At 59.1% G+C, this 24,830-nt stretch carries 25 protein-coding genes and 2 pseudogenes; 14 read left to right on the top strand and 13 right to left on the bottom strand.

The annotated features are described in order from the left end of the window. Positions 1-93: 93 nt before the first annotated feature. Positions 94-606, bottom strand: coding sequence for a gluconokinase (locus tag FB472_RS09135; RefSeq protein ID WP_246078165.1), 513 nt, complete (start codon positions 604-606; stop codon positions 94-96). Between the two features lie 90 nt (positions 607-696). Beyond that, positions 697-855 (bottom strand): hypothetical protein, encoded by a 159-nt coding sequence (locus FB472_RS14035; RefSeq protein WP_170192073.1) that lies wholly within the window; start codon positions 853-855, stop codon positions 697-699. On the opposite strand from FB472_RS14035, the gene FB472_RS09130 reads away from it, so the two are divergent. Next, entirely contained in the window at positions 788-1,771 is a 984-nt protein-coding gene (locus tag FB472_RS09130) for a formylglycine-generating enzyme family protein (protein WP_215730491.1), read from the top strand. The two genes, FB472_RS14035 and FB472_RS09130, sit on opposite strands and share 68 nt — an antisense overlap. A 68-nt stretch (positions 1,772-1,839) precedes the next feature. Here FB472_RS09130 and FB472_RS09125 read toward each other — a convergent pair whose 3' ends face one another. The 5 genes from FB472_RS09125 to FB472_RS09105 all read right to left on the bottom strand — a co-directional run bounded on the left by FB472_RS09125 (position 1,840) and on the right by FB472_RS09105 (position 8,491). Next, entirely contained in the window at positions 1,840-2,763 is a 924-nt protein-coding gene (locus FB472_RS09125; RefSeq protein ID WP_141990643.1) for a glycoside hydrolase family 113, read from the bottom strand. A 41-nt stretch (positions 2,764-2,804) separates the two neighbouring features. Then, entirely contained in the window at positions 2,805-5,282 is a 2,478-nt protein-coding gene (locus FB472_RS09120) for a glycoside hydrolase family 2 protein (protein WP_246078163.1), read from the bottom strand. Then, positions 5,279-6,097, bottom strand: a complete 819-nt coding sequence (locus tag FB472_RS09115; protein WP_141990642.1) for a carbohydrate ABC transporter permease — start codon at positions 6,095-6,097, stop codon at positions 5,279-5,281. The genes FB472_RS09120 and FB472_RS09115 overlap by 4 nt, the downstream gene beginning before the upstream one ends. Next, the gene (locus FB472_RS09110) at positions 6,094-7,122 is read right to left on the bottom strand and encodes a carbohydrate ABC transporter permease (RefSeq protein WP_246078162.1); all 1,029 of its coding nucleotides are present in this window, start codon (positions 7,120-7,122) and stop codon (positions 6,094-6,096) included. The genes FB472_RS09115 and FB472_RS09110 overlap by 4 nt, the downstream gene beginning before the upstream one ends. A gap of 67 nt (positions 7,123-7,189) precedes the next feature. Next, entirely contained in the window at positions 7,190-8,491 is a 1,302-nt protein-coding gene (locus FB472_RS09105) for an ABC transporter substrate-binding protein (protein ID WP_246078161.1), read from the bottom strand. 206 nt (positions 8,492-8,697) lie between these two features. On the opposite strand from FB472_RS09105, the gene FB472_RS09100 reads away from it, so the two are divergent. Continuing rightward, positions 8,698-9,351 (top strand): sulfatase-like hydrolase/transferase, encoded by a 654-nt coding sequence (locus FB472_RS09100; protein ID WP_141990641.1) that lies wholly within the window; start codon positions 8,698-8,700, stop codon positions 9,349-9,351. Here the strand turns inward: FB472_RS09100 and FB472_RS09095 are convergent. After that, positions 9,334-10,231 (bottom strand): IS5 family transposase gene (locus FB472_RS09095; protein ID WP_141990566.1). Its coding sequence is split into 2 segments (ribosomal slippage): positions 9,334-9,867 and positions 9,869-10,231, totalling 897 coding nucleotides; the frame shifts between segments, so codons are not numbered across the junction. The genes FB472_RS09100 and FB472_RS09095 overlap by 18 nt on opposite strands. 340 nt (positions 10,232-10,571) lie before the next feature. Here FB472_RS09095 and FB472_RS09090 point away from each other — a divergent pair. The 7 genes from FB472_RS09090 (at position 10,572) to FB472_RS14690 (ending at position 15,142) form a co-directional block, all read left to right on the top strand. After that, positions 10,572-11,270, top strand: coding sequence for an HIRAN domain-containing protein (locus FB472_RS09090; RefSeq protein ID WP_141990640.1), 699 nt, complete (start codon positions 10,572-10,574; stop codon positions 11,268-11,270). Positions 11,271-11,575: 305 nt separating this feature from the next. Beyond that, positions 11,576-11,731 (top strand): hypothetical protein, encoded by a 156-nt coding sequence (locus FB472_RS14030; RefSeq protein ID WP_170192072.1) that lies wholly within the window; start codon positions 11,576-11,578, stop codon positions 11,729-11,731. Between the two features lie 204 nt (positions 11,732-11,935). Next, positions 11,936-12,208: a hypothetical protein gene (locus FB472_RS09080; RefSeq protein WP_141990639.1), complete on the top strand. Its 273-nt coding sequence runs from the start codon at positions 11,936-11,938 to the stop codon at positions 12,206-12,208. A 38-nt stretch (positions 12,209-12,246) separates the two neighbouring features. Beyond that, positions 12,247-12,600 (top strand): type II toxin-antitoxin system HicB family antitoxin, encoded by a 354-nt coding sequence (locus FB472_RS09075; RefSeq protein WP_141990638.1) that lies wholly within the window; start codon positions 12,247-12,249, stop codon positions 12,598-12,600. Positions 12,601-13,215: 615 nt separating this feature from the next. Beyond that, positions 13,216-13,635 carry a GIY-YIG nuclease family protein gene (locus FB472_RS09065; protein ID WP_141990637.1) on the top strand — a complete coding sequence of 140 codons (420 nt, stop codon included), beginning with the start codon at positions 13,216-13,218 and terminating at the stop codon, positions 13,633-13,635. Between the two features lie 101 nt (positions 13,636-13,736). After that, positions 13,737-14,543: a nucleotidyltransferase domain-containing protein gene (locus FB472_RS09060; RefSeq protein ID WP_141990636.1), complete on the top strand. Its 807-nt coding sequence runs from the start codon at positions 13,737-13,739 to the stop codon at positions 14,541-14,543. Then, entirely contained in the window at positions 14,540-15,142 is a 603-nt protein-coding gene (locus FB472_RS14690; RefSeq protein WP_141990635.1) for a metallophosphoesterase family protein, read from the top strand. The genes FB472_RS09060 and FB472_RS14690 overlap by 4 nt, the downstream gene beginning before the upstream one ends. Here the strand turns inward: FB472_RS14690 and FB472_RS09050 are convergent. Then, positions 15,137-16,729, bottom strand: coding sequence for a tetratricopeptide repeat protein (locus FB472_RS09050; RefSeq protein ID WP_141990634.1), 1,593 nt, complete (start codon positions 16,727-16,729; stop codon positions 15,137-15,139). The two genes, FB472_RS14690 and FB472_RS09050, sit on opposite strands and share 6 nt — an antisense overlap. 592 nt (positions 16,730-17,321) lie before the next feature. Between FB472_RS09050 and FB472_RS14685 the strand changes: the two genes are divergently transcribed. Further along, complete coding sequence (locus FB472_RS14685; protein WP_425467231.1) at positions 17,322-17,645, top strand: ISAzo13-like element transposase-related protein; 324 nt, start codon at positions 17,322-17,324, stop codon at positions 17,643-17,645. Further along, positions 17,585-17,764, top strand: a pseudogene (locus FB472_RS14420) (ABC transporter permease); the annotation flags it as partial. The gene FB472_RS14685 and the pseudogene FB472_RS14420, both read left to right, overlap by 61 nt. A gap of 6 nt (positions 17,765-17,770) precedes the next feature. Here FB472_RS14420 and FB472_RS09035 read toward each other — a convergent pair. Both FB472_RS09035 and FB472_RS09030 read right to left on the bottom strand, forming a co-directional pair. Next, entirely contained in the window at positions 17,771-19,417 is a 1,647-nt protein-coding gene (locus tag FB472_RS09035; RefSeq protein ID WP_141990632.1) for a cation:proton antiporter, read from the bottom strand. Next, on the bottom strand, positions 19,417-19,929 hold the full coding sequence (locus tag FB472_RS09030; protein ID WP_141990631.1) for a cation:proton antiporter regulatory subunit: 513 nt from the start codon (positions 19,927-19,929) through the stop codon (positions 19,417-19,419). The genes FB472_RS09035 and FB472_RS09030 overlap by 1 nt, the downstream gene beginning before the upstream one ends. 197 nt (positions 19,930-20,126) lie before the next feature. On the opposite strand from FB472_RS09030, the pseudogene FB472_RS09025 reads away from it, so the two are divergent. The 3 genes and pseudogenes from FB472_RS09025 (at position 20,127) to FB472_RS09015 (ending at position 23,453) form a co-directional block, all read left to right on the top strand. Next, positions 20,127-21,284 (top strand): annotated as a pseudogene (locus tag FB472_RS09025) (IS3 family transposase). 156 nt (positions 21,285-21,440) lie between these two features. Next, entirely contained in the window at positions 21,441-21,890 is a 450-nt protein-coding gene (locus tag FB472_RS09020) for a Fur family transcriptional regulator (RefSeq protein ID WP_141990630.1), read from the top strand. Positions 21,891-21,953: 63 nt separating this feature from the next. Continuing rightward, positions 21,954-23,453, top strand: coding sequence for a catalase (locus tag FB472_RS09015; RefSeq protein WP_141990629.1), 1,500 nt, complete (start codon positions 21,954-21,956; stop codon positions 23,451-23,453). Positions 23,454-23,556: 103 nt separating this feature from the next. On the opposite strand, the gene FB472_RS09010 is transcribed toward FB472_RS09015, so the two are convergent. Beyond that, the gene (locus FB472_RS09010) at positions 23,557-24,297 is read right to left on the bottom strand and encodes a sulfite exporter TauE/SafE family protein (protein WP_141990628.1); all 741 of its coding nucleotides are present in this window, start codon (positions 24,295-24,297) and stop codon (positions 23,557-23,559) included. A gap of 29 nt (positions 24,298-24,326) precedes the next feature. Beyond that, the gene (locus FB472_RS09005; RefSeq protein ID WP_141990627.1) at positions 24,327-24,791 is read right to left on the bottom strand and encodes a GNAT family N-acetyltransferase; all 465 of its coding nucleotides are present in this window, start codon (positions 24,789-24,791) and stop codon (positions 24,327-24,329) included. Between the last annotated feature and the right edge of the window lie 39 nt (positions 24,792-24,830).

The following is a 24,830-nucleotide window of genomic DNA, read 5'->3' as shown; positions in this document are numbered from 1 at the left end:
CTTTCTGGGCACCTCATTATCGGACATGTATAGCGTGTATTTATTATCGTGTCAAAAATGACGTGTTACCGTGCTGGGGCTACCCGGCACCCATCAGTTCCCTGCAGTCAGAAGGCTTACAGCGTGAGCAATGACGGTGCAGGGCGGCTCAGCAATGTCGACAACGATTCCCGCCTCATCCTCAGCGAACCGCTCCAGCGTTGCGAGCTGCGACTTGAGTAGCGCTGGCGGCATGAAGTGACCGCCCCGACCACCGATGCGGCTAGCCAGCAGTTCAGGGGAGCCATCGAGGAGAACAAACTGCGCCTGTGGCGCCTGGGCTCTGATCGCCGCACGATAGGAGCGCTTCAAGGCAGAGCAGGCAACGACAGCCCCGGTCGCCTGATGGGCCGCGAGTTCGGCTCCCACGAGCGCGAGCCACGGCCAGCGATCCTCGTCGATGAGCGGGATGCCGGCGGCCATTTTCTGAACGTTGGATGCCGGGTGCAGCTCATCCGCGTCAATGAAGGGTACGGAAAGAGCCTGACCGATTCCCCATCCGACGGTCGACTTGCCGGATCCACTCACTCCCATAACAACTACCAGTGGGCGACATTTCTCACTCAATTTTTCCCCTTCTGGCCTCAAAGAAAAACTCTGGGAGGGCCTCCCGCCCTCCCAGAGTAGATCTAGTGGTGCTTACTACTTGCCCCACACCTAAGCTAGAACGGTGGATGACGCGAAAAGTTCAAGCTGCGGAGACGGCTGCTCCTGCACACCCCACCGCACCGCATCGCTGAGTCTCGGGATGCCGCCTTCCGCCTCTTCCGCCTGTTCCTCACCCAGCACGACAACCGTGCCGGTGTCTGGCCTCATCGCTCCCGGTGCCGCCGCCCACCTCATCAAGCAGGCACTTATCTCGGCGGGTTCTTTCGTCATGGGCGATTCGTCGGGCGACCGCAACGAGGCCGATGGCGAAGTGCCGCAGCATCCCGTCACCGTTGATGCGTTCTCCATCGACGTCACCACCGTCACGAACGATAACTTCGCGCGTTTTATCGACGACACCGGTTACCGCACCGAAGCAGAAACTTTCGGCTACTCGGCCGTTTTTCACCTCGCGGTGGCAGCCCCACCCGAGGACGTAATGGGGCGAGCATCCGGAGCTCCATGGTGGTTCGGCGTGACCGGCGCCGACTGGAAACATCCCGGCGGGCGCAGCAGCTCGCTCGAAGGTCTGGGCGCTCACCCCGTCGTGCACATCAGCTTCACCGACGCCGAAGCATACTGCGCGTGGGCAGGCCGCCGCCTCCCCACCGAAGCCCAATGGGAATGCGCCTCCCGCGGCGGTCTCGACCAGAAAAAGTATCCGTGGGGTGACGACGAAGTGGATGCCGGCAGTTGGCGCGCCAACATCTGGCAGGGCGACTTCCCCCACACCAACACCCTCAATGACGGTTACCTCACTACGGCACCCGTGCGCACCTTCGAACCCAACGGCTACGGACTCTTTCAGACCGTCGGCAACGTCTGGGAATGGTGCTCCGACTGGTTCAACGCCAACTACTACGCCTCAAGCACGGGGATAGGCACGGACACGGGCACCGGCACCGCCACCGGCACAAACACCGCGAACCCCGCCGGCCCCGCCGAGGGAACCGTGCGCGTGCTGCGCGGCGGAAGCTACCTGTGCCACATCTCGTACTGCAACCGCTACCGCAACTCGGCTCGATCGCAGAACACACCCGACTCCTCGATGGGCAACGCCGGATTCCGCACCGTCGCGCTCTGAGCGCACGCCTCCCGGTGACTCACCGCAAACGAACACCGCGTGCTCCCGGTGACTCACCGCAAGCGCCCCTAGTTCTCTGCCGTGTGCCACTCTCGATATTGCTCAGCCATATATGCACCCGCCGGCTTTCCGTACGGGCAATAGTCAGCGTTGCTTTCGGCGTCACCGACTGGGTAAAGCTCCGCTGGCCAATCCCACAGCATGAGACCGCGCACCCACGGGCGCGAACGACACTGGCCGAACATCACCTCGAAGTAGCGGAGTTGTTCCTCACCTGACGGCGCCCCCACGAGGCTCCAATCGTTCGGCAACTGTGCGGAACCTACACGGGAGGGGCACCCCGCTTCCATGAAGAAGAAAGATTTTCCGGATGCTTCAACGACTCGCTCAATGCGGTCAAGCTGCGCCGGCCAGGTGTCGATCGGGTAGTACCCGCTCGAGGAGATGACATCCACCGCGTCCCACCACGTGATTCGGTCTTCTTGGTATTTGTCACAGTTGTAGGTGATCGGCCCGGAGTAGACGTTGCGCACTTGCGCGATTAAGTGACGCCAATGCTCGTCCTGCCCATCGGCGCGCACCATCTCGCATCCGATGCAGAGCATTTCGCACGCTTCAGCTTCGGCAATCGCCGCGGCGTGAAGAATGAATCGGCTGTAGGACTCAAACCACTGTGTCCAGCTCGGCTCGCCCGGAACATCCCAATCGAAGAACCCAATGAAGGCCCGCCACGTTCCATCAGCAACATTCACGACTGGCTTCAAGCACACCTTAAGGCCCAGGCCGTGCGCTTGACGGATAGCTCCCACAATCTCGTCCTCGGTAACCGTCGGCTCCTGATCGAACGGAATCTCCGTCGAGAACGCCGTGGTTTGCTGGGCCGCATATGCCAACGCCGTCCACGTGACACCATGATTGCTCATTTCGGCCATCGATGACGCCGCCTGAGCTGTTGCCCACGTTCCGCGCGTGCCGACCCACCCCCAGGTCATGCCACAGACGGGATCCGCGAGGAGGGGGCGGGGCTCGTGCATCATCGAACAACCAGCTGATTGGCGGAGCGTGCGACCTCTGGCGCCAAGACCGCCGCCACATCGAGAGTCGAAACTCCGCGGACAGTGAACGTGCACGATTCACCCGCACGTAGCGTCACCAGCCCGCCATCAACGCTTGCCAGTGGGTCAATCTTGTCAATCAAGAGCGTGAGGTCACGAACAAAGTTTGCGGCGGTGATCGTGAGAGCGAATCCTGGAGAAAGTTGCTTTACCGAAACCGATAGCTGCGGAGCTTCAAGCGTGCTGTCGCGCGGTTCAGCGAAATACCAGTACCCACGCACCGCCCCAACCGCTGCCACTAGAACGGTGGATGCAGCAGCATCCGGGGCCAACAAATGTTCCGGAATTGCGACCTCCTGCCTGCTGCGCGGAGGCACATCGACTGCCAGCGTGACCGCGCCGTACTCGACGCCGTCGAAGCCCTGCAGCGCCACAACCAGTTCGCCGCTCCACTGCGCAGAAGTGTCGTTACCCACCGCCGCAACAACCCCGTTCTCCCGTCGGTGCAGGCTCACCACTCGCGGCGCGAACGACGCCGTGATCGCCCGCAGCAATGGCTTTTCGTGACCATCGCCATCGATCGCGGCCCACGAGGTGACCGGCCAACAGTCATTGAGCTGCCACACGATTGCGCCTGACGTGTGTGGCCAGTGCGAACGGAAATGATCGAGGGCAAAACCCACAGCGTGTGCCTGATTGAGCTGCATCGCCCAATGCCACGTTTCAACATCCTCGGGTACCCTGAAATGTGGCACCAACCCTGACGTCAGCTTGGCGTTTCCCCCCATCGCCTTCTGGTGCACGATCATTCCTGGCGACTCTGGTGTGAGCGGTTGATCACTAATTGACCGCGTCATCGTCGACCATGTCGGCGGTCCCTGCCAGCCGAACTCGGCCACAAACCGTGGCGTGTGCTCGGCGTAGGTTGGCCAGTCACGTCGATTCCATTGCTCCCATAGGTGCATCGACCCGTTGAGCTCATCGTTCGGGTGATGCGCCGCATCCGGACTAAACGGACTGCCGGGGGAATAGGGAACTGTCGGTGCGATTTCGCTAATTACCCGAGGAAAGAGGTCGTGGTAATAGTAGGCACCCCACGTTTTGCCATCGAGCCGGGCCTTCCACGCCCAATCCTCGAACCCCCACAGATTCTCATTGTTTCCGGTGAGCAGCACCAAGGATGCCCGATGCCCGAGGCGTGCCACAACCTCTCGGGCTTCCGCTTCAACCTCGGAGCGAAGAGGCTCTTCCTCGGGGTACGCCGCACACGCGAATAGAAAGTCCTGCCACGTGAGTAGCCCAAGTTCGTCGCACACGTCATAAAAATCTTCCGACTCGTAGATTCCGCCGCCCCACACCCGAATCAGGTTGATGTTGGCATCGCGCGCTTGGGTGAGCCGGCGTTCATAGCGAGCACGATCCACCCGAGAGGGGAATGCATCGTCAGGAATCCAGTTGACACCCTTCACCAGCACCGGCTGCCCGTTGACTTCCAACTGAAACGGAGTGCCAGCGGCATCCGGTGTTGTATTCCACGCGACAGAACGAAAACCGACACGACGGGATGCACTGTCGAGGATGCGGTCATCTGCCGACAACTCAACGGAGACATCGTAAAGCGCCTGTTCGCCATAGCCAATGGGCCACCAGCGCTCAACCGACTCGAGTGTGAGCGAAACGACTGCCTCTCGCTCTCCAGCAGGGATGACTAGTAATGACGTCGACTCCTCCACCCGGAGTTCCACCCTGAGGTCAATGTCTACGGTGCGATCCACGACGACCGTGGCATGCACCCGACCACCGTCGCCGTCAGGCGACGCCTGAATCTGCACGGTGGCTAAACGTGCCAGAGACCACGACTCAATACGCACGGGTTTCCAGATACCACTGGCGTAGGTTGCGATTCCCCAGTCCCAACCGAAACTGCACGCCGACTTGCGGATCGCTTCGTACGGTAGCGAATACGGCCGTGGACGAGCCCCCAGCTTCACACTCTCTGCATTCGCGTATCTCACGGGGCTGCGAAAAGCGACGGTCAGCCCGTTTTCACCAATCTGCAGTAGCTCAGTGACATCGAGCCGGTACGACCGGTGTTGGTTGGCGACTTCCGCAATCGTTTGCCCATTCAGCAACACTGTCGCGACGGTATCGAGGCCGTCGAAAACGAGTTCGTGACGGTCAGACTGCGCCAGCTCGTCGACATCCATACTGAACGTCAATTCGTACGTCCAGTCGACCAGACCAATCCACGCAAGTGCCGACTCGTTGTCGTCAAGGTAAGGGTCAGGGATCAGCCCCGCCACCATGAGGTCCAAGTGCACGACGCCGGGAACGATTGCGCGGACGCTCCGCTGAGAGACCTGATCGCTCACGGGCCCGGACTCCGCATGCACCGTCCAGCCATCATTCAACTCGCGGCGGTTCATGAGGGAAAGAGATGAAGAAATCAGAGTCACTTAACTGCTCCTGAGACGAGGCCTTTGTAAATCCACCGCTGGAGGAAGACGAAGACGATTACGGTGGGCACGATAACGAGAATGGTGGCGGCGGCAACAAGCTCCCACTGTGCGCCGAACGGTCCTTTGAATCGGAACAGCGCCGTCGAAATCAGCGATTCCGATTGCAAATAGAGGAACGGTAAATAGAACTCGTTGTAAATTGCGATGCCCTTGATGATGATGACCGTCGCGATGGCCGGCTTCAACAGCGGCAAGATGACTCGCCAGTAGATTGTCCATCGATTCGCGCCATCCAGCATCGCCGCCTCATCAAGAGAAACAGGAATCGACTGCATGAACTGGATGAAGATGTAGATCGCGATGATATCGGTGCCCATAAACAACAGGATCAGCGCTGCCTTGGTGTTGTAGAGGCCGAGCCCACTAATGATCTGGAACGTTGCCACCTGACTGGTCACACTTGGGATGAGGGTGGCGATGAGAAAGAGCACCACAACGAGACGGCGGCCACGGAACGCAAACCGGTCAACGGCATACGCCGCCATGGTTCCGATAAAGATTGTGCCAGCGAGTGAAATGACCAACACGATCGATGTATTGATGAGGCCAGTCAGCATGTCTCCCTGCACCGCCGCTGTCACGAAGTTGTCGAAGTTGAACCAGTTCTGGGGAAGATCAAGGGGGCCCGTCGTGGAGTACTCTTCTCGCGTCTTGAAGCTCGCAAAGAGCACAACCGACAGTGGCAGCAACACCACAATGACAGCGCCGATCAGTGACACATATTTGAGAAAACTCGAAACGCCGCGACTCATGACAGGTCAACTTTCTCATCGGGGAATACCTTGCGCTGCACCCAGGTCACGACCAGAACGATCACTAGCAACACAATTGCCATCGCCGACGCAAGTCCCACTTGCCGGAAGCTGAAGGCCGTCTGGAGTGTTTGAATCACGAAGGTGGCAGTGCCGTTGGCTCCGCTGGTCATAATGAAGGGAATCTCGAAGACCGACAGGCTTCCTGCGACAGCGAGGATGAAGGACAACCCGACGATTCGCTGAATGCCGGGAAGAATGATGAAGCGGAATTGTTGCCACCGACTCGCACCATCGATCTCGGCCGCTTCGTAGAGGTCACTCGGGATCGATTGAATCGCGCCGAGGAAGAGAATAAAGTTCAGGCCCGCAAAGCGCCAGACGGATGTCGCGGCCAGTGAGTAGTTAGCCACTGAGGCGTCCCCCAACCACTGCGGGGGATCAGCCAGCCCAAACCAGCCCAGTACGGTATCGAGTGTGCCGTCTGGCTGAAAAAGGTAGAGAAAAACAAAGCCAACGGCTACCCCATTGAGCAGGTAGGGGAAGAAAAGCACACCGCGAAAGAAGTTCGAGAATCGTGTCGTGAAGCTCAAAATCGTGGCGAAGTACAGCGCCACCCCCATCTGCAAGAACGCCCCAACGAAGTAGTACAAGCTGACGACGAAGACCGAAAATATTTCGGGATTGGTGAACACTTCGATGTAGTTGTCGAACCCAACAAAGTCGTCAACTGGGCCAAAGCCGTTCCAGTCGTTGAGGCTGTACCAGAGCATGTTGGCTGCGGGGAGGTACGTGAGTAAGACCAACAGCCCTACTGCTGCTGCGACGAAAGCGTAGGGGGTGAGCTTGGATGCCCGTTTACTTCCTGGGCGACCGCGGCGGCGGCCGTTGCGTGAGTTTCGTGAGTTTCGTGAGTTTCGTGAGTTTCGTGAACCCTTACCGGAACGTGCCGGGTCGGGGGAATTTACCCCATGCAGGGGGCCGGAGATTCCCATCGGATCAGGTCCTGTTGTAGATACAGACACGGTATTCCTTCGGTGTGACTCTCTCCGGCCCCGAACGGGGTCGTGCGGTTGAATGCGGGAAGCGAAGTTAGCCGGCGAGCTCGTCGACTGCTGCGCCCCATCGTTCGTTAAGGGTCGTGAAGTACGACTTCTTATCTCCATCAGCTTGACCGCGGGCAATGTCAATCAACTTCTGGCGGTAAATGTTGCCGGAGAGGTCAACCTGTGACTCATCAGCAACTTCGTTGAGCTCAGGAGCAGGCGTGACCTCGAGCAGTTCCACATTCTCGTCCGTGAGGGAGCTGAGGTTATCGGGAAGTGGCTCAGCCTCGACTGCCGAGATCATGCCCTGCGTCTGAGTGAATCCCGACTCCTGAACCAACCAGTCGATCCATGCTCGCGCAGCAGCCTTGTTAGATGAGTTTGCGTTGATCGCGAGATTGTAGTCTGCGCCGGTCGACGCGTATTGCTGCCCGTCAACATTCGTCGGGAATGCCATGAACCCGACAACATCTTCGGATGCCCCGGCGTCAGCGGCGGCGGCTCGGAACTGCGAGATCGCCCACGAGCCGAGCACCATCGAACCAATTTTTCCGGTAGCGAAGTCATTCTTCGACTGCTCCCAGTTGGTCGTCAATGGGTCGGGTTCGCTCAAACCTTCCTCGACAACGTCGTAGATGAGCGAGTCGATGGCATAGACGTCGTTCCCCTGTGTCCACGGCTCGCTTACACTCGCCATCTCAACACGGGCATCCGGGTCGCCACTGACTGCACCAATGTTCTCGGTCCACTGACCGCCCAGGGGCCAGCCATCCTTGTAGTTGGTGTAGTAAGGAATCGCATCGGTGTTCTCATCGATTGCGCTCAGGGCTGCAAGGAAGTCGTCGGGCGACTTGGGCAGTTCGGCAACGCCTGCCTCGGCGAAAACCTCTGTGTTGTAAAGAACTCCGTTGGCGTTTCCGCCGAGCGCGATGCCGTAGGAAGTGCCGTCAAAGCTGGCGGAATCTTGGAATCGGTAGGTTTCTGACAGTTCGTCTGTCGAACCCAGTGGTTCAAAGAAGTCTGAGTACTGGTTGGCTGGCACGCTTGCTGGGATCAGCAAAACATCACCGTAACCGTTGGGTGTGCTCAGTCGCGTCACGACATCATCTGCGTAACTGGTGAGTGCCTCGACCGTCACGTCGACATCGGGGTAGGTTTTCTGGAACTCGGTGATGTATGCATCCCAGGTTCCGTCAGTTTCTAGGTCAGTGCGGTTGGTAAGAAACGTGATGCTTCCTTCAGCCTCGCCCGGGTCAGCTGGTGCTTCTGATCCGGCAGCGCAGGATGTCAGCAACATCGTCGTCGCAGCAACCGCGGCAAGGCTGACTAGTGCCCTGTGTGTAGCCATGTGATCTCTCCTCGTTGGTGTGACCCCGTGTGACCGGTGAAGAGATTTCCCTCACCGTCGGGGGCTTTGCGTTGTCAGCGTAAAACAGCCTTGACGAAAAGTAAAGCGCTTTAGTAAAGTGGGTTTATGGTCGGTCAACTCACGATTTGTGCTGCCACAAAAATGAGGTTTATCAGCTATATCCCACACCGCTAGGAGAACTATCGATGAACTCGACCGTCAGCGACGTCGTCATTATCTACGTCGATCAGTGGCGCTGGGATGCACTCGGATGCCTCGGATCGGCCGCGCACACGCCGGTTCTCGATGAACTTATTGCGGGCGGTGTGCTTTTCGACCACGCCTTTGTGCAGTCACCCGTGTGCATGCCCAGCAGGGCCTCGATGCTCACCAGTCGCTACCCCTCAAGCTTGGGAATAACCCAGATGGGTGTCCCGGTTCCTGAAACCACCGAAACGATCGCGACAGTGCTCTCTCGCCGTGGCTGGCGCACCGCCAACATTGGAAAACTTCATTTTCAGCCGCACGCCAATCGTGATCACACTCGCCCCCACCCGCGCTATGGGTTCGACGTGCTCGCCCTCTCGGATGAACCCGGCGTCTACGAGGATGACTACCGAGCCTGGGTGCGCAGCGTGTGCCGCGAGGCACTACCCGAGCTCAGCACCGGCCTCCCTCCCGCAGCCGCCGTCTGGCAAGATACGATGTCTATTTCCAGCGATGTCGCCCACGCCACGGTCGGCCCGCGCGGAGACTACGACCAGACCCGCGTCTTCGAGCAATCGACCGATCTGACTCACTCTGCCTGGGTCGCAACGCGCACCATTGATCACCTTCGCGGCCTAGGGCGTGTCTCCTAATGCCTTAGCCCAGATGATTATGGCCCGGAGGACAACCCCGCCGCGGTAGGTGAGGGCGAGTTTGTCGTAGCGGGTGGCGATGCCACGCCACTGCTTGAAGACCTCGAAACACCGCTCAATGACGTTGCGGCGTTTGTAGGACACCTTGTCAAAAGTGGGAGGGCGACCTCCGGCTTGGCCACGTCGTTTCCGATTGGCGACCTGGTCCGATCGTTCCGGGATCACGGCATGAATGCCACGATCCCGGAGCATTTTCCGATTAGCTTTGGACGAATACGCTTTGTCACCCATCGCTCGATCCGGCGTCGTGCGAGGCCGACCCCCGCCGAGCCGAGGCACTCGCAGGCTCCCCAAGACTTCGGGGAACATCGGTGAGTCACCGCCCTGCCCCGGTCCCAGCAGAATCACCAACGGTCGAAGATTCGCGTCACACAACGCGTGAATCTTCGTCGTCAATCCGCCGCGTGACCGGCCAATTGCGTGGTCAGCAGGCTCAGTGAGCAGATTCGTGTAGTTCTGAAGTTCCCCCTGTGGTGCGCGGAAGATTGGTGCCGTGCTGGTGGGCGCGGTTGACCGTGGAGTCCACGGACACCTCCCAATCAATCAACCCAGCAGCGTCAGCCTGCGAAAGCAGCCGGGTCATAATGGCGTCCCACGTACCGTCGCCACTGAAACGCCGGTGACGTTTCCAGACGGTCTGCCACGGACCAAAAGATTCCGGCAAATCCCGCCAGGGAATCCCCGCCCGATACCGATAAATGATGCCTTCCAGAATGCGGCGGTGGTCTTGGAACGGACGACCCGGGCAATTCTTCGAGGACGGCATCAACGGCTCAAGGCGAGCCCACTCACTGTCAGACAACACGGCAGCACGAGACATGGATTAAGTCTGTCAGACAGGCCCGGCAGCATTAGGAGACACGCCCTAGGTGAGGCATCGTTTCGGATGGGCAGAAGTAGTCCGAGTCAACGCCAAATCAGTTTCGGTGCGCACAGAGTACAGCTGGACAAATACGCTCGAATACGAAGCCATCAAAGAAGTAAAAACGGCCGCCGAGATGAGCCGCCTAGCTGCGAGCTAGGCGCGCGCTAGGTTCTAGCAGTCTCCCCCAACCGATGGAGACTGCTAGAACCAAAGGTGCGAGAGGGCGCTGCCCCCTCGCGCTCCCCGGCGTACAAAGCAGCAGGCACCACAAATGTTGTGTCTGTAGCCTTGCCTCATGTGGCTGGTGCTGGTTCTTATTGGTGGGGTCGTTTTCGCCATCTGGGTCGTGGCGAAAGTCGTTGTGGAAACTAAACGCGCGGCTTCTCCTATACGCGTGGCCGAAGCTCCGCGGTCACAACCTGACACCGGGGTAACGCAGGCAGGTGATGCAGCCCTACTCCGCCATGTCTCCGAGAGGATCAAGGCTCGCCAAGAAGAAGAAGGTGTCGGCTTCTGGGATATTGCCGAGGCAGAGGCGACTCGTGCGGGTGTGTATGTCACGGACGTGCGTTACCAAGAAGTCTTGGATGCCGAGGCGAAGGATGCGTTGGAACAGGCTGAGCGTCAGGCCATATTCCGTGAAAGGCACCTGTTCAACTTGGCCGATTATGTTGACCTGAGCGGGCTCGATAGCACGCGGCTGAAGGCTCGCGGCCAGGGCAATTACACAGATAAACGGGCATCGTTTATGTCTGGCGTGTGTCGACTAGTTCGCGAACCTGGGAACACCTACGATCCAAATGCGATTGTCACATTCATCGGGCAGCAGAAGGTTGGGTACGTCAGCGCAAGTAGGGCTGCGTCGATGGCTCCGCTGATGGACGAAATTGGCAAGCCCTTAATTATCGGTGCCGACTTGAGCGGAAGTCCCGTCATCCTTCTACTGCCGACGTTGCCTGCCCTTCGTTCATGGGTGGCCTCGCAACGTCCGTGACCTGCCGCAGTCAACCGCAATGCAGAGAATATCAACAGCTAACCGATCACCGGCCCAGGGGCAAGCCGGCAACGCAACATCGACGGCGTAACGCCGCAGTCTGCCTGGTGAGCTGGCGCCCAGACTCGCCACGTTGAGCTAGACGGAACAGCCACACCAGGTCACACCATCGCCGCAGCAGATGAGTACATCGTGCCCGTCGATCCAGCAGACGAAACACAGTGCGACAGCTGCCAGTAGGGGACGCTGCCTATTTCGGATTCGGCACCGGAATCCTCGCCTGCCTCAACCTCAGAAGAGCCCCCATGGACAAGCAAGAAAACTTCGGACCCGAACCGATCAACTTTGAGGAAGAAAATCTACAGAACGCAATCGGCACGTTCGAGAAAGAGATCCACGCGCACGGCGGTGACGTTTACGCAGCAGCGTTCGAAGTCTTCCGAATGATGACCGGCAATTGAAGCAAGTGGCAGGCGGACGACAGTGGGGGAGCGCCATGAGCACCCTCCACCCATCAGAGGAAACACACTGCGACAGCCGCCAATGAATCTCTTTGGCTATCCCTCTCGGAGCAGGTCGAGGGGATAGCCAAAATCATAAACAGGCGCGCAGTATCGAAGAAGGAAACAAGGGACGCTGCTGCCCACAGATTGGCCAATATTTCATTGGATAATGCCGCACTTTTTCTTTTTGTGGGTCGCTTTTTGTTTATGGGAATCGAGTGGATAGCAAGTGCAGCTAGGCACAATATTCCCCAAGCTGACACCCTCTACGCGATAACTCACGCAGCAGGTTCAACCCAGATTGAAGGGCACGCAGGAGAGACAACGATTGTTTACGTGGGTCATCCTCACGCGCAAACCGAACGCTATATCGAAGTGATCGCCGCGCACCGCAAACCCCGAAGCATGGTTATTTTTCACGCAATGGAATTGTAAGACCTATACCGAAACCTACTAGACGAAGGAGAGAGCAGATGAATAACTACGATGACCTCGCGGCACGAGCTGAGGCAGGACAACTCGTCCCGAAGCAAGGAACCACCCTCCGGGGAAAGGCCGCCGCCGAAGCAGGACAGCGCGCCCTCATGGAAGCGACAGGCGCTGACACCGTTGCGGCTGCTACTGCAATCGCACTTGGACGGCCACGCCTAACCGCTGCTGCACCTTCTGGGGTGACTTGGAAAGTCCGCACAACCCCAGACCTCGACCGTGAAGCACGCAACGCTGCAGCAGCCCAGGGAGTATCTATCTCGCAACTTGTCAGGGATGCCGTTTCTGCCCACGTTGATGCCCTCAACGTCAACGAGGTGGCGCCCAAACACCGCTGATTGGGCGGCGGAAGGCAGCGTGGGGGAGCGAAATCTCAGCGTCGACGAGCTGGAGCTGAATCATTGTGCAGTGCAACTAGAGAACACTACGAGCACTATGTCCACGTTCCGGCCTTAACCCCTGTCCACTCAACGGGGTCAAGGCCAGACGGACGATCAGAATGTCGAGGCTCAAGACGCCACGCCACGCGCTGCTGGACGCGTTCGCTTGTTCACCCGCTCTTCGTCATCCGCGTCAACGGTCCAACTCGCTTTTGGCCAGCCCACTTATAAGTGTCTTGGAAGATGCGTCGGTGGATGACTTTCGTGTGGTCGTAGTGACCCACGGCCGGGGCGCGGGATGGCTCTACGGTTTGATGTCACGCACAGGCTGACCTCCGCTTTGTTCCGGCGCACCTGTGCGACCCTGTCACCTTTGCCGCTGTCAGCGCGCGTGACAACGCTGTGCTGACGACAGCTTCTTCTCCGACGAGAAAGCGATGTCGAAGAAGAAGAGCATTGACGTGCATGACGCACGATGACACATGCCCTCTACGAGATGAGGAGGTATCGAGGAAGGTAACGATTAAGAGGGGGAATTAGAGCAATGCACGCACTGGCCACGAGAACGGTGAGATCGGCGACGCTGACGTCGAGAGCGGACACATTTATGTTCTCCGCTCACTCAGCGATGACCCCCAGATCGCCGGCATCCAAGACCTTCACAAAATCGGATTCTCGACAACGAGCGTCGCACAAAGAATCGCGAACGCATCCAAGCAGCCGACCTACCTCATGGCTCCGGTCGAGATCGTCGAGGACTATCGCGCCTACAACCTCAAACGCTCCGCTCTCGAGCATCTGCTGCACCGCGTCTTCGCAGAGGCGCGGCTCGACATTACCCAGATCGATAGGAAGGGCCGCGACTACGACCCATCCGAGTGGTTCATCGTGCCCCGGAACGTGATCAACCAGGCGATCAACATGATCATGTCGGGCGAGATCGTTGGCTATCTTTATAACCCGTCGGCTCAAAGACTCGTCGAGCGCGAATGATCCTTTGAAGGCCGCTAGTGGTCTTCTACGCGAACAGCTGGTCGTCTCCTGGCGTTAACGGCCCTGTTTTCAGTTGGCGTTAACAGTGTATTCTCAGGGTGATGGGTGAATCGGTGGTGGACCCGCGCGCGGTCGCAACACGGCTGTGGGAGCGTGGGCTTCAAGACTCGCTGATATCACAGTCTCTCGCGGTCCTCCCTCGAAAAGCGATCGGCATCCTGCTGTACGGGAGCCAAGCGAGGGGCGACGCAAGCCCGGGGTCCGATGTCGACATTCTTGTCCTTGCTAACGGGCCTGCAGCGTCACGGACGGGAGGCTGGACCAACGTGACCACCTATGGGGAACCGCAGTTGGCCGGCTCAAACGGAACGCTGTTCGGTATGCACTTGGCTCGCGATGGAGTAATTCTTCATGACACGGAGGATTCGTTGTCGAACCTCCTGCAATCTTTCGGCCCTGCTGATCAGGCACGAATTTTCGAGCGAGTGAAGAGGCTCGCCGTTGCGCTCAGATCGACAAGTGCTGACCGAGTGAAGTACCTAGACGGGCTTGTAAGGTTGGCCCGCTATTTACTCCGAACCGCGACCTACGCGGCGGCGTTAAACCCGGGCCCGCCATGTTTCTCGCTTTCAGAACTCGCCGAACGCTTTCGAATCCCGGACCTTCCCGTAATCCTGTCATCACACCAAGTCGTACACGGGGAGTCGACCTTGTCTGTCCTCGAAGATCTTGAGTGCCGACTTGCCCAGGTAGTCGGCCCAATCACAGTCAATCCCTATGGGAGCATTCAGGCTCTGATCGTTGCCGAGTGGGAAGGAGACCGTGACCTCGCGAACTCGACGCTCCTCGTGCTTGGATCTCCGGACGACGCTTTGCCCTACGCCGAGATACCCAGGGTGATCCTATGAGTGAGCTTGGGATCATCGGGGATATTCACGGGTGCCTCGCGCAGCTGCAAGAGGTCGTCTCGAAGGCCGTGAGTCGGGTGAATGAATTGGTTTTCCTCGGCGACTATGTGAATCGGGGCCCGGATTCGTCCGGGGTGATCAACTATCTCCTGGCGCTACAGGCAAGGCCAGAATTGACGGTGCACTTTCTGCGCGGGAATCACGACGCCCAGCTTGTGGATGCATTGACCGGAGATGGCTTAGACATGCTTCTTCGAATGGGTGGAGCCGCAACGATTCGTTCATACGTCGCCCCGCCCTATGCGGAGGTATCTAGTCAACTTAGGAACGCGGTCCCGGCAAGCCACCTAGAGTTCCTGACTTCGCTTCGCGACACGTTCTCCCAGGACGGGGTTACCGTTGTTCACGACCCTGCCAAGGTTGGACCGACAGACACGTACCTTGTCGCGGGACATTCCGTTCAGCAGTCCGCGGTTCCGATGATTGGCGAAAGCCGCGCCTATATCGACACGGGCTGCGGGACTATCGCTGATGGGCGCCTGACATGCCTCTTCTGGCCCTCACGAGGTTGGATTCAGTCTGAGTCGTCATGTCTATAGTCGTGCCCTGCTTGCTTTTATGGCGAGCAAGAGGCCGTTGTTGTTGGCTCGCTGAGCAAGATCAATAGCTTGTCCGAAACGATCTATGGCTGATTTCGCTTCTCCGTTCGCGTGGTCGACTTGGGCCAACACCCACAGACCTGTAGCAGCGCCGGTGAGATTGCCCGAAGCTTCGCTTTCAGCAGCCGTCGCGGCAGCATGGGTGGCGGCCTCGGCAACATCACCCTTTTCGAGGTGGGCACGGGCGATCAGTCCGTGCGCAATACTTGCCCCGTCGGAATTACCGAGAGCCAAGTTAACTTCTAGCGCGCGCGTGAGTACGGTAACCGCTTCGTCAAGCGCTCGCGACTCAAACAGTGCTTTGCCTTTGCCGGACAACGCATTTGCGAGCAGCAAACTGTCCCGATCGGGGTCGAGGAGCGCGATTGCAGCATCGAAATCAGACGCTGCCTGCTCAAAATCGTGGGACCGAATTGATAACCTGCCCATGTTCACGAGCGATTGCGCGGACTCGGTCCCTTGAGCGAGAGAGATTCTGACTGCTTTGGAGCGTTCGAACGCGCTTCGTGATTGCTCCAGATCACCAAGCTGACTCCACGTGAATCCCAGGTTGTCTAGCGAGTACGCCAATTCCTCGGGGACCGGAGTCTGGCTTAGATCTGCTGTCTTTACCGCTTCCGTCAGGTACTTCACGGAAGCGTTGAGGTTGCCCTTCTTCCGCTCTATGAGGCCGATATTTGCGAGAGAGTTCACTCGGTACGCAATGTCTTGAGCCTCGACCGAAGTCAGAATCGCGGGGCTCGAAAGGAGCTCTCGGTTTAGTTCGAGTGCGGATTCCAGCCGCCCAGTACGACGCATAAAGTTGGCGAACTCGTTCAATGCCTGCGGCTCCCTGTCCTTGACCGCAAGCGAGAATGTCAGCTCAGCTTGAGTAACCAAACCTGCTGCGGCCTTCTGCGTCGCGTTCTCGACGAGCTCGCTCGTTGAGAGGTTTGATGCGACATCTACGATCGGGGATCCATTCGAGAGGTCAATCTGGACAGGCTCGCGTGGCTTGAGTGGTATTTTCCACTTTCTAAGTGACCGCTCGACGAGTTCCTTGAGGCTGGCTTGTGAATCGAATGTCCCGTAAAACAACTGCTTTGTGGACTCCAACTGATTCCTAAAACTCAGAACTCTTGTCAACTGCGGGCCGGGGTCACGCATGCGGTCCGGCTCCAGAACCTTGAACACGACGAGGAGGTCGCGCATCGCCGCATCATCAGAAGCAAGCAACGCTAGGGCCTTGTGAAATTCTTCTTCGGTTCCGGAACTGTAGGGGCCATCTGTACTTGGTGCCGAGCCCCAGTAGTCACCGAGCAGCAAAATCATGAAATCGCATTCCACAATTTCGGGATTGATCAGACTCTGTGGGTTTCCGACGCCCCTAGCGAGCGGCTCCCACCCTTTGACAATAAAGACGACATCGTCATTGAGCGCGTAGTTTTCGTTGAACGCGACGACTGTGTCACGAACGCTCTGGCGTTCGACTTCGAGACCACCAGGGGAAGCCAAAAATATCGATCGCCCTGATAGTTCTCGGGTCATGCCGTCACAATAGCGGTGACCGCGGGGTCAGGGGGCGTCGCCTCGCCGGTAGCCTTGCCCACTATCTGCCCGCATCTGAGGAACATCCAACTGTGCCAACGTCGATTCAGGTCAGCTCAGAGCGTTGAGAACCCGGGGTTTTTGGAGCGCTTCCTCATAGACGCTAGCCTCGAATTCAGGCTTGAATACCACCGGTTCCACCGTGTCATCCCGGTGATTGATCGCTCAGCTGAGAGGCTCGACAATCGGCCAGGGTCCCTATCGCGAGAAATAGCTACAGGTAGAAATCGGGACTTTCGATCCCGCTGAAGCTCCTTCCTATGACTGCGGCAATTCAATCTTGCTGATAACCGCCGGTATGAAAAGTAAGCGTTAGTTAGTGCAGACGACTTCTGAAAATGACAGCGGGTGTATGCGTTTATTTGGGGTGTACCCCAAACCGACAGACCCGGCCCAACGATCGCCCTGCGAGGCCCATCCAGCACCACGCCCGAAAATATTGATGGCCGGCGATTCGGCGTTTTGATTGTCGGTGACAAGCTTGGAGCACATCTGTCCCGCGGAAGGTCGCGCCTGAAAATTGCTCGCGCAGATGCTCAATAATTGGCGCGGTCGACCGTTACGCACACACCAGATAATTGTGGACCTGATCAGCCACACCACCACCAAAACAGGGTTGACCGTTGACTGCGTCCTCGACAATTCTGAATACCCCATCGGGCTCCGGTACACCACAAAAGAAGGCGACGCTCTACCTCTTCACCCGCCACAAATTCCACGGCTGAATGGAACTATTCCCTCGCACCACACGACACGCCCGAAATACACCAGAGTTAATTCTCTTCGAGCTCTTAGCTGTCCTGGCTCCACCCGTGGCTGTTCAGCCACTACTGGCTGGGATTCGCCGAGCTGCTGAGACAGGCGCTCGACTTCAAGCTCGTTCGGCGCCAACGCGCTCGTGCAGGCCGCGTACATCGCGGTCTTCGGTGCGCTCGCCTACAGCCCCGGTTCGCCACGAAGGACATTCTGTCGTGACGGGCTTCACAGCGCTTCGAGTGCGGCAATGGCGTCGTCGGCAGCGTCATCGAACGGCTCGAGAACGAGATTGATGACGTTCTCGTCGAGCTCCCTACCGAACTCGCGTGCTTCCGCCTCGGTATGTGCCGTCACCGCGACGGGGGCGGTCGCGCCATGATGACGGAGCGATCTGGCGAGAACCTTGTTGACCTCGACGCTCGGGATGGTGCTGACGATCCACTTTGCGGACCGTAGCGGCAGGGTTCCGGGAAACTCACCGTTGCTCGCGTCCCCGTAGGCGAGCGACACGCGATCCGCCAGTGTCGCATCCTCCAGGCGGATCTCGGCGTAGGGGTCCCAGTCGACCACCAGCACCGAGTATCCCGCGCTTGCGAACTCCTCGATCAGGTGCATCCCGAACCGTCCGTGGCCGAAGACGATCACATCGTAACGCTTCGGCTCGGGGAGCGCATCGTCGATCGTGCGGCGCCGCTCGAAGATGCCGAGGACCGGCTCGAGCACGGCGAACAGCTGTTTCGAGTACAGAATCATGTAGGTGGATCCGGCGATCGTGATCATCCCGACGAGTGTCACGAGCCCGACGGTGTCGTTGTCGACGTGGCCGAGGTCGCGGCCAAGGGCAACGAGAATCAGAGAGAACTCGCTGATTTGCGCGACGGCCAGACCGGCCAGGAATGAGACACGCTTCGGATACCCCATCACGCCCATGATCACGAGAACGATGAGTGGGTTGCCGATGAGGACGAACGCGGAGAAAATGATGGCTGCCGGCACCTGGGTGCCGATCGAAGAGAAGTCGAGTTGCGCGCCGAGCCCGATGAAGAAGAACAGGAGCAGGAAATCCCGCAGGCCCGACAGAGACGACGCGATCGACTCCCGGAAGGGAGTCGACGCGAGCGCGAAGCCAGCAAGGAACGCACCCACCTCCACCGAGAAACCCAAATAATCCGTGAGAGCAGCCACTGTGACGGCCCAGGCAACGCAACACACGATCAGCAACTCCTGCGAGCTCGCGACGAGTTTGAGGAGACCGGGGAGTACCCAGCGCATTGCGATGGCGAGACCACCGATGACCCCGACTGCCGCGAGCAGCACGCCCGCGATCTGTTCCCCAAGGGAACCGTCGCGCTCACCGCCGAAGCTGGAGAGGGCGATCATCACCAAGATCACGACGATGTCCTGCACGATCAGAAAACCCAGAGCGATCCTGCCGTGGAGTTCGTCGAGTTCTCCCTTGTCCGACAACAACTTCACGATGATGATCGTCGACGAGAAGGTCAGCGCCACAGCCACGTAGACGGCCACGACCACTGGCATCCCGAAGAGAAGCGCGATACCGAAGCCGACGAGCGAGGTGAACAGAACCTGGCCGAGTCCGGTGACCAGCGCAACCGGACCGATCGACTTAACCAGGCGGATGTCGAGCTTGAGCCCCACGAGGAAGAGCAAGATCGCGATGCCGATCTCCGCCAGCAACTCAAGGGAGTCGCCGCCCCCAACCCAGCCTAAGAGAGACGGGCCGACAATGACTCCCACCACAATGAAAGCCACGATGAGAGGTTGCCGCGCGCGGTGCGCTATGAACGCCACGACGGCCGCGACGGCGAGGACAGCCGCCATGGTGGCGAATGTGTCCAGCCCGGCCGCCATCATCCGTGGAGGTATCGGACGAGGCGCGCCAGCGCGTCGGGCCGCCCGACGACGACCAGCCGGTCCCCGACCTGGCATCGTCGCTCGACATCCCCGTCGAGGAGCTCCTCGGTGTCGTCGCGAATCACCGCGAGCACTAGGGCCTGGTCTGGCTCGGGCACCTCGATCTCGTGCAGCGTCTTTCCCACCGCGGGGGACACCGCCCGGAGCCTCACGGTTGACGGACCCGCGGCATCCGCCGCCCCAGCCTCGTCGGCGGCCCTGACCACGAACTTCACGCCGGAGATGAGGGACGAGAGGGTGACCGCCTCGGCTTTGCTCAGCCGGAGGTTCACGACGGGTGTGTCGGCGTCGGGAGGGAGAACGGCGAGGTGGCTGTCGCTCGAATCCGACTCGGTGAAGATCTGGAGCACTGTGCCGCCGGAGAGTGCCAACTCGAACAAGCGGGCGACGCCGGGCAACGGATGCTCGCGAACGTGGACCTCTTCGAGATCTAGGTCGAGTGCGGTCACAGTGTAATCCTATTGTCGCGGTCGCGGTGCACTCTCAGCTTAGCCTGAATCCACCGGTCGACTTGGAGTTTTGCGGGACCGGACCGGAATCGCGGGGGTCCCGGTTAAATAGTTCGAGGGTCGGTTTCTGGCCTGACCTACAGTTTGGTTTCCACTTGGGGTAGCTAGCCGATGGCCTTCATGAGAGGCTCACGTCTATGCCCCGCCCGTACCCACCAGAGTTCCGTCAGCGTGCGATCGCGCTTGTGCGCGAAGGTCGGCAGGTCAAAGAGACTGCCACTGATCTTGGTATCCACGAGGTCACGCTGCATTCCTGGCTGCGTCAAGATGACATCGATCACGGACGCCGGCCCGGCGATAGCACCCAGGAAGCGGCTGAACTTTCAGCGGCACGACATCAGATTCGGCAACTCGAACAAGAACTCTCGATCCTGAAACGAGCCTCGAAATGGCTCGAAGAGGAGGAAGCTGTCGACCCAAAAGGGCGCACCCGGTGATCGATCGACTTGTCGACGCCGGGGCACCAGTTCAGGTGTGCTGCCGACTTCTCGGAGTGTCCAGACAGGGCTACTACCGGTATCGAAAACGCCCGACCAGCTCAACGCAGCTCCGCAGACGCTGACTCACTGGTCTGATTCGGGAGACCCCTTATCGCCTCCCGTGGCACCTACAGATACCGGCGTATCCATGCCGAACTCACGATCGGCATGGATATCCCTTGTTCGAGCCGCCTGGTCTCGGTGCTGATGACGAAAGCGGGAATCGGCGGTCTTCCCGGTCCTACGCGTGTGAAACGTCTGAAGGGCGTGGCTACGGCCGATGATCTCGTCAACCGGAAGTTCCATCGCCTCAACTTGAACGAACTTTGGGTCACCGATATTACGGAGCATCCCACGCGGGAAGGAAAAGTTTTCTGCGCTGCAGTCCTTGATGCATGCAGCCGCAAGATCGTCGGATGGGCAATCGATTCCAAGCAGGACTCAACCCTCGTCGTGAACGCCCTAGACATGGCCATCCGGGCGCGCACACCAGCGCCCGGCGGAATCGTTCATGCCGATCATGGTGTCCAATTCACATCATGGGCGTTCACTCAGAAGATTCGTTCGGCCGGTCTCTTGCCTTCGTTTGGAACCGTCTGCGAAGGGCTCGATAATGCCATGATGGAATCCTTCTGGTCATCAATGCAGATCGAGTTGCTGAACCGTAAGAAGTGGCGGACCCGAATCGAGCTCGCGAACGCTATCTTCGAGTACATCCAGGTGTTCTACAATCGCCGACGACGACACTCCGCACTCAGTTACGCAACACCCCACGAATACGACCTCGCCCACACTCCACAACCAATATCCGCCTGAAGCTAGTCACCAGGACTGGAAACCAAACCATAGGTCAGGTCAAGATGTCACCTACCCGTGCAGCAGACCCGATCGCGACGATGAGGGCTGTACTAGAGACAAGAACTTGCAGAGCGTTATCTTGAGTTATTCAAAACAACTGGTACCCTTGTACTAATGGACAAGGTGACGGATGCTGCGCTCGCCGAGACCCTGCGCGAATCAGGTCTCAAAGTCACCGGGCCCCGACTCGCGGTCCTGAACGCACTCGCCGTGCATCCTCACGCGAACGCCGACACGATCTTCACGAAGATTCTGCCGGCACTGCCCGGCACCTCCCTCCAAGCCGTCTACGGAGTACTTTCTGCGCTCACTGCAGCCGGCCTACTGCGCAAGATCGAGCCGGCAGGGTCATCCGCCCTCTATGAACGGCGCACCGGTGACAACCACCATCACCTCGTTTGCACTGAATGCAGCGCTGTGCGCGATGTCGACTGCGTCGTGGGTGAAGCGCCCTGCCTTACTCCGTCTCAAGCCGGCGGATTCGTGCTGCACACCGCCGAAGTCAACTTCTGGGGAGTGTGCGCCGACTGCCAAGCACTCTCGCCAGCAGCCCAAGCCTCCTAACTCCCTATTCACAGAATCACCTATCCACACAAACCACGTATCCACCGAAACAAAGGAGACATCGTGACCGAACCCACGAGAACCCAAGCCGGAGCACCCATCGCAAGCGACGAACATTCGCTCACCGTTGGCGCCGATGGCGTTACCGCATTGCACGACCGTTTCTTGGTGGAGAAGCTTGCATCCTTCCACCGCGAGCGTGTGCCAGAGCGCAACCCGCACGCCAAGGGTGGTGGAGCTTTTGGTGAGTTCGTCGTCACCGAAGACGTCTCGAAGTACACCAAGGCCGCCGTCTTCCAGAAGGGTGCCACGAGCGAAACCATTATGCGTTTCTCATCGGTAGCCGGTGAGCAGGGTTCGCCCGACACCTGGCGCGACGTGCGCGGATTCGCGCTGCGTTTCTACTCCACCGAAGGCAACTACGACATTGTCGGAAACAACACCCCCGTCTTCTTCTTACGTGATGCCATGAAGTTCCCCGACTTCATCCACTCGCAGAAACGCCTCGGTGACTCTGGCCTGCGCAACGCCGACATGCAGTGGGATTTCTGGACCCTCTCCCCCGAGAGTGCCCACCAAGTGACCTACCTTATGGGTGACCGCGGGTTGTCCAAATCGTGGCGCCACATCAACGGCTACGGTTCACACACCTACCAGTGGATCAACGCCGAAGGCGAACGCTTCTGGGTGCAGTACCACTTCCACTCCAGCCAAGGCGTTGAGCTGATGGAAGCCGCGGATGCCGAACGCATCGCCGGCGAAGATGCCGACTACTACCGTCGCGACCTCTTCGATTCCATCGCCGCCGGCGACTACCCGAGCTGGGATGTTTCGGTTCAGATCATGCCCTACGACGATGCGAAAACCTACCGCTTCAACCCCTTCGACCTCACCAAGACGTGGTCGCACGACGACTACCCGCTGATCCCAGTTGGCCACTTCACGCTGAACCGCAACCCGGAAAGCTTCTTCGCGCAGATCGAGCAGGCCGCATTCTCGCCGTCGAACATGGTTCCCGGCACCGACATCAGCCCCGACAAGATGCTGATGGCGCGGGTGTACTCCTACCCGGATGCCCAGCGCTACCGCATCGGCGCCAACTACAACCAGTTGCCGGTCAACCAGCCGCACGCGTCTGAAGCGAAGAACTACCAGCACGAGGGTGCCATGAACTACAAGATCGGTGACGCCGCCGATCGCACCTACGCCCCGAACTCCTATGGTGGACCAGCAGCACAGCCTGAGCTAGCCAGCGAAGGCGGCTGGGCCAACGACGGCGAACTGATGCGCGCAGCCCAAACCCTGCACGCCGAAGACGACGACTTCGGTCAAGCCGGAACGCTCTACCGCGACGTGTTCAGCACCGAGTCGAAGGCTCGCTTTATCGAAACCCTCACCGGACAGGGCCGTGCAATCACCATTCCCGAGATCCTCGAACGTTTCTACTGGTACTGGGGCAGTGTGGATGCCGACCTCGGAACCACCCTGCGCCAGACCGTTCCCGGCAACGTCGAGACCGCCAACGAAGAAGCCGACCCCGTTGGTGTCGGCCCCGCCAACTAGCGAAAGCACCGCACGCTAGAGCGGCCGCTTCTCAACTGAGCAGAACTGCCCAGTGACGGATGCCCGCCCCCAAGTGATGGGGCGGGCATCCGTTCGTTAACGCTTAGACCGCAAGATGTAATGCGCCATCGATGACGGCAGCAGTGCCGCCGACGTAGGCAAGGATGACAACCCCGATCCGCGCAGCACGATGACTGATATGCCGATTGAGCACTTCGCCAAGCGCCAGCCCCGCGAGCAGGGCGCCAACGATGATGATCCAGCTCACGGCATCCAATTGGGGGATTTGCCCGCCAGAGAACATCATCTTTGTGGTGAGCGAGACAGTTCCGACCACAACAAAATACGGCTGCAGTGTTGCGGCAAAGTGCGCCTGCGACCAGCGCGTGAGTACCGCATAGACGCTGAGGGCTGGTCCGCCAACACCGGCGGCAGTGTTCATGAATCCGGATGCCGCTCCCGCAATAATTGCTGCTGGCCGTGCCGCCACAATGTGGTCTGCGCGGGTGATGAGCAGTGTCGCAGTGAGCGAAACAAGAACTAGTGCGCCAACGCCGAGTTGCAGGATGGGGCCGGGAAGTCGAGCGGCAAGCAACGAGCCCGGCACGATGGCAACAATGGCAGGAATGACGAGCCACGCGAAAGTGCGCCACTCAATGAGCCGCCAGACCCGCGGGATGATGAGCAGTGCCGAAATGACTCCGCAGAGGTTGACGACGAGTACGCCGTCGAAGGGGCCGAGGAGAATAACTATCAGCGGCGACGCCACGAGCGCGAAGCCCATACCCGTTATCCGTTGCGACAGTGCTCCGATGAGGACGGATATCGCAACGAGAGCAAGCACTGGCCAAGCCTAGAGCGTGCGCGGTAGAGCTAGAGCGCTTTGGAGTAGCAGACGCTCAAATCTTCGCCGGCGTAGGCGCCGAAGTTGTCAATGCGGCTGTAACCTTCGCGCTCATAGAAACGCATCGCATCAGGCTGGGCTGTTCCGGTTTCGAGCACAAGCTCGGCTGCGGACTGCGCTCGTGCCCACTCTTCGAGTCCCCGCAGCACGGCGATGGCGATGCCGGTGCCACGCTGGGCAGGAGTGACGTACATGCGTTTGATTTCAAAGCCGCCACCATTGAGCTCGCGGAGTCCACCACAACCGGCAGGAATCCCATCGACATACGCGATAAGAAACACCACGACGGAGTCAGAATTGGGCTTTACCCCTGGCTCGCTGTCTTCGGTTTTGTAGCGCGCGGTTAGCTCCGCGCGCTGCGCCGACCGCAACATCACCGAATCGGCATGCTCAAAGGGAACGCTGCGCAACTCAAGTTCATAAGTGTCTTCCACGCCAGCAGCCTAGTCGGCAAGTCCCCGATAAAGGGTCGA

The sequence above is a fragment of the Rhodoglobus vestalii genome, assembly GCF_006788895.1.
GTDB classification, from domain to species: domain Bacteria; phylum Actinomycetota; class Actinomycetes; order Actinomycetales; family Microbacteriaceae; genus Rhodoglobus; species Rhodoglobus vestalii.
Note: the sequence above shows the minus strand (reverse complement) of the source record. Positions and strands in the feature narration are given on the sequence as shown.

Coding starts and splice junctions, on each gene's coding strand:
- FB472_RS09105 (WP_246078161.1), bottom strand. CDS start 8,491: ATGGCTACACACAGGGCACTAGTCAGCCTTGCCGCGGTTGCTGCGACG.
- FB472_RS09050 (WP_141990634.1), bottom strand. CDS start 16,729: ATGACCCGAGAACTATCAGGGCGATCGATATTTTTGGCTTCCCCTGGT.
- FB472_RS09115 (WP_141990642.1), bottom strand. CDS start 6,097: ATGAGTCGCGGCGTTTCGAGTTTTCTCAAATATGTGTCACTGATCGGC.
- FB472_RS14030 (WP_170192072.1), top strand. CDS start 11,576: ATGGACAAGCAAGAAAACTTCGGACCCGAACCGATCAACTTTGAGGAA.
- FB472_RS14685 (WP_425467231.1), top strand. CDS start 17,322: ATGCTCAATAATTGGCGCGGTCGACCGTTACGCACACACCAGATAATT.
- FB472_RS14690 (WP_141990635.1), top strand. CDS start 14,540: ATGAGTGAGCTTGGGATCATCGGGGATATTCACGGGTGCCTCGCGCAG.
- FB472_RS09125 (WP_141990643.1), bottom strand. CDS start 2,763: ATGACCTGGGGGTGGGTCGGCACGCGCGGAACGTGGGCAACAGCTCAG.
- FB472_RS09100 (WP_141990641.1), top strand. CDS start 8,698: ATGAACTCGACCGTCAGCGACGTCGTCATTATCTACGTCGATCAGTGG.
- FB472_RS14035 (WP_170192073.1), bottom strand. CDS start 855: ATGAGGCCAGACACCGGCACGGTTGTCGTGCTGGGTGAGGAACAGGCG.
- FB472_RS09020 (WP_141990630.1), top strand. CDS start 21,441: ATGGACAAGGTGACGGATGCTGCGCTCGCCGAGACCCTGCGCGAATCA.
- FB472_RS09060 (WP_141990636.1), top strand. CDS start 13,737: ATGGGTGAATCGGTGGTGGACCCGCGCGCGGTCGCAACACGGCTGTGG.
- FB472_RS09035 (WP_141990632.1), bottom strand. CDS start 19,417: ATGGCGGCCGGGCTGGACACATTCGCCACCATGGCGGCTGTCCTCGCC.
- FB472_RS09075 (WP_141990638.1), top strand. CDS start 12,247: ATGAATAACTACGATGACCTCGCGGCACGAGCTGAGGCAGGACAACTC.
- FB472_RS09130 (WP_215730491.1), top strand. CDS start 788: ATGCCGCCTTCCGCCTCTTCCGCCTGTTCCTCACCCAGCACGACAACC.
- FB472_RS09090 (WP_141990640.1), top strand. CDS start 10,572: ATGTGGCTGGTGCTGGTTCTTATTGGTGGGGTCGTTTTCGCCATCTGG.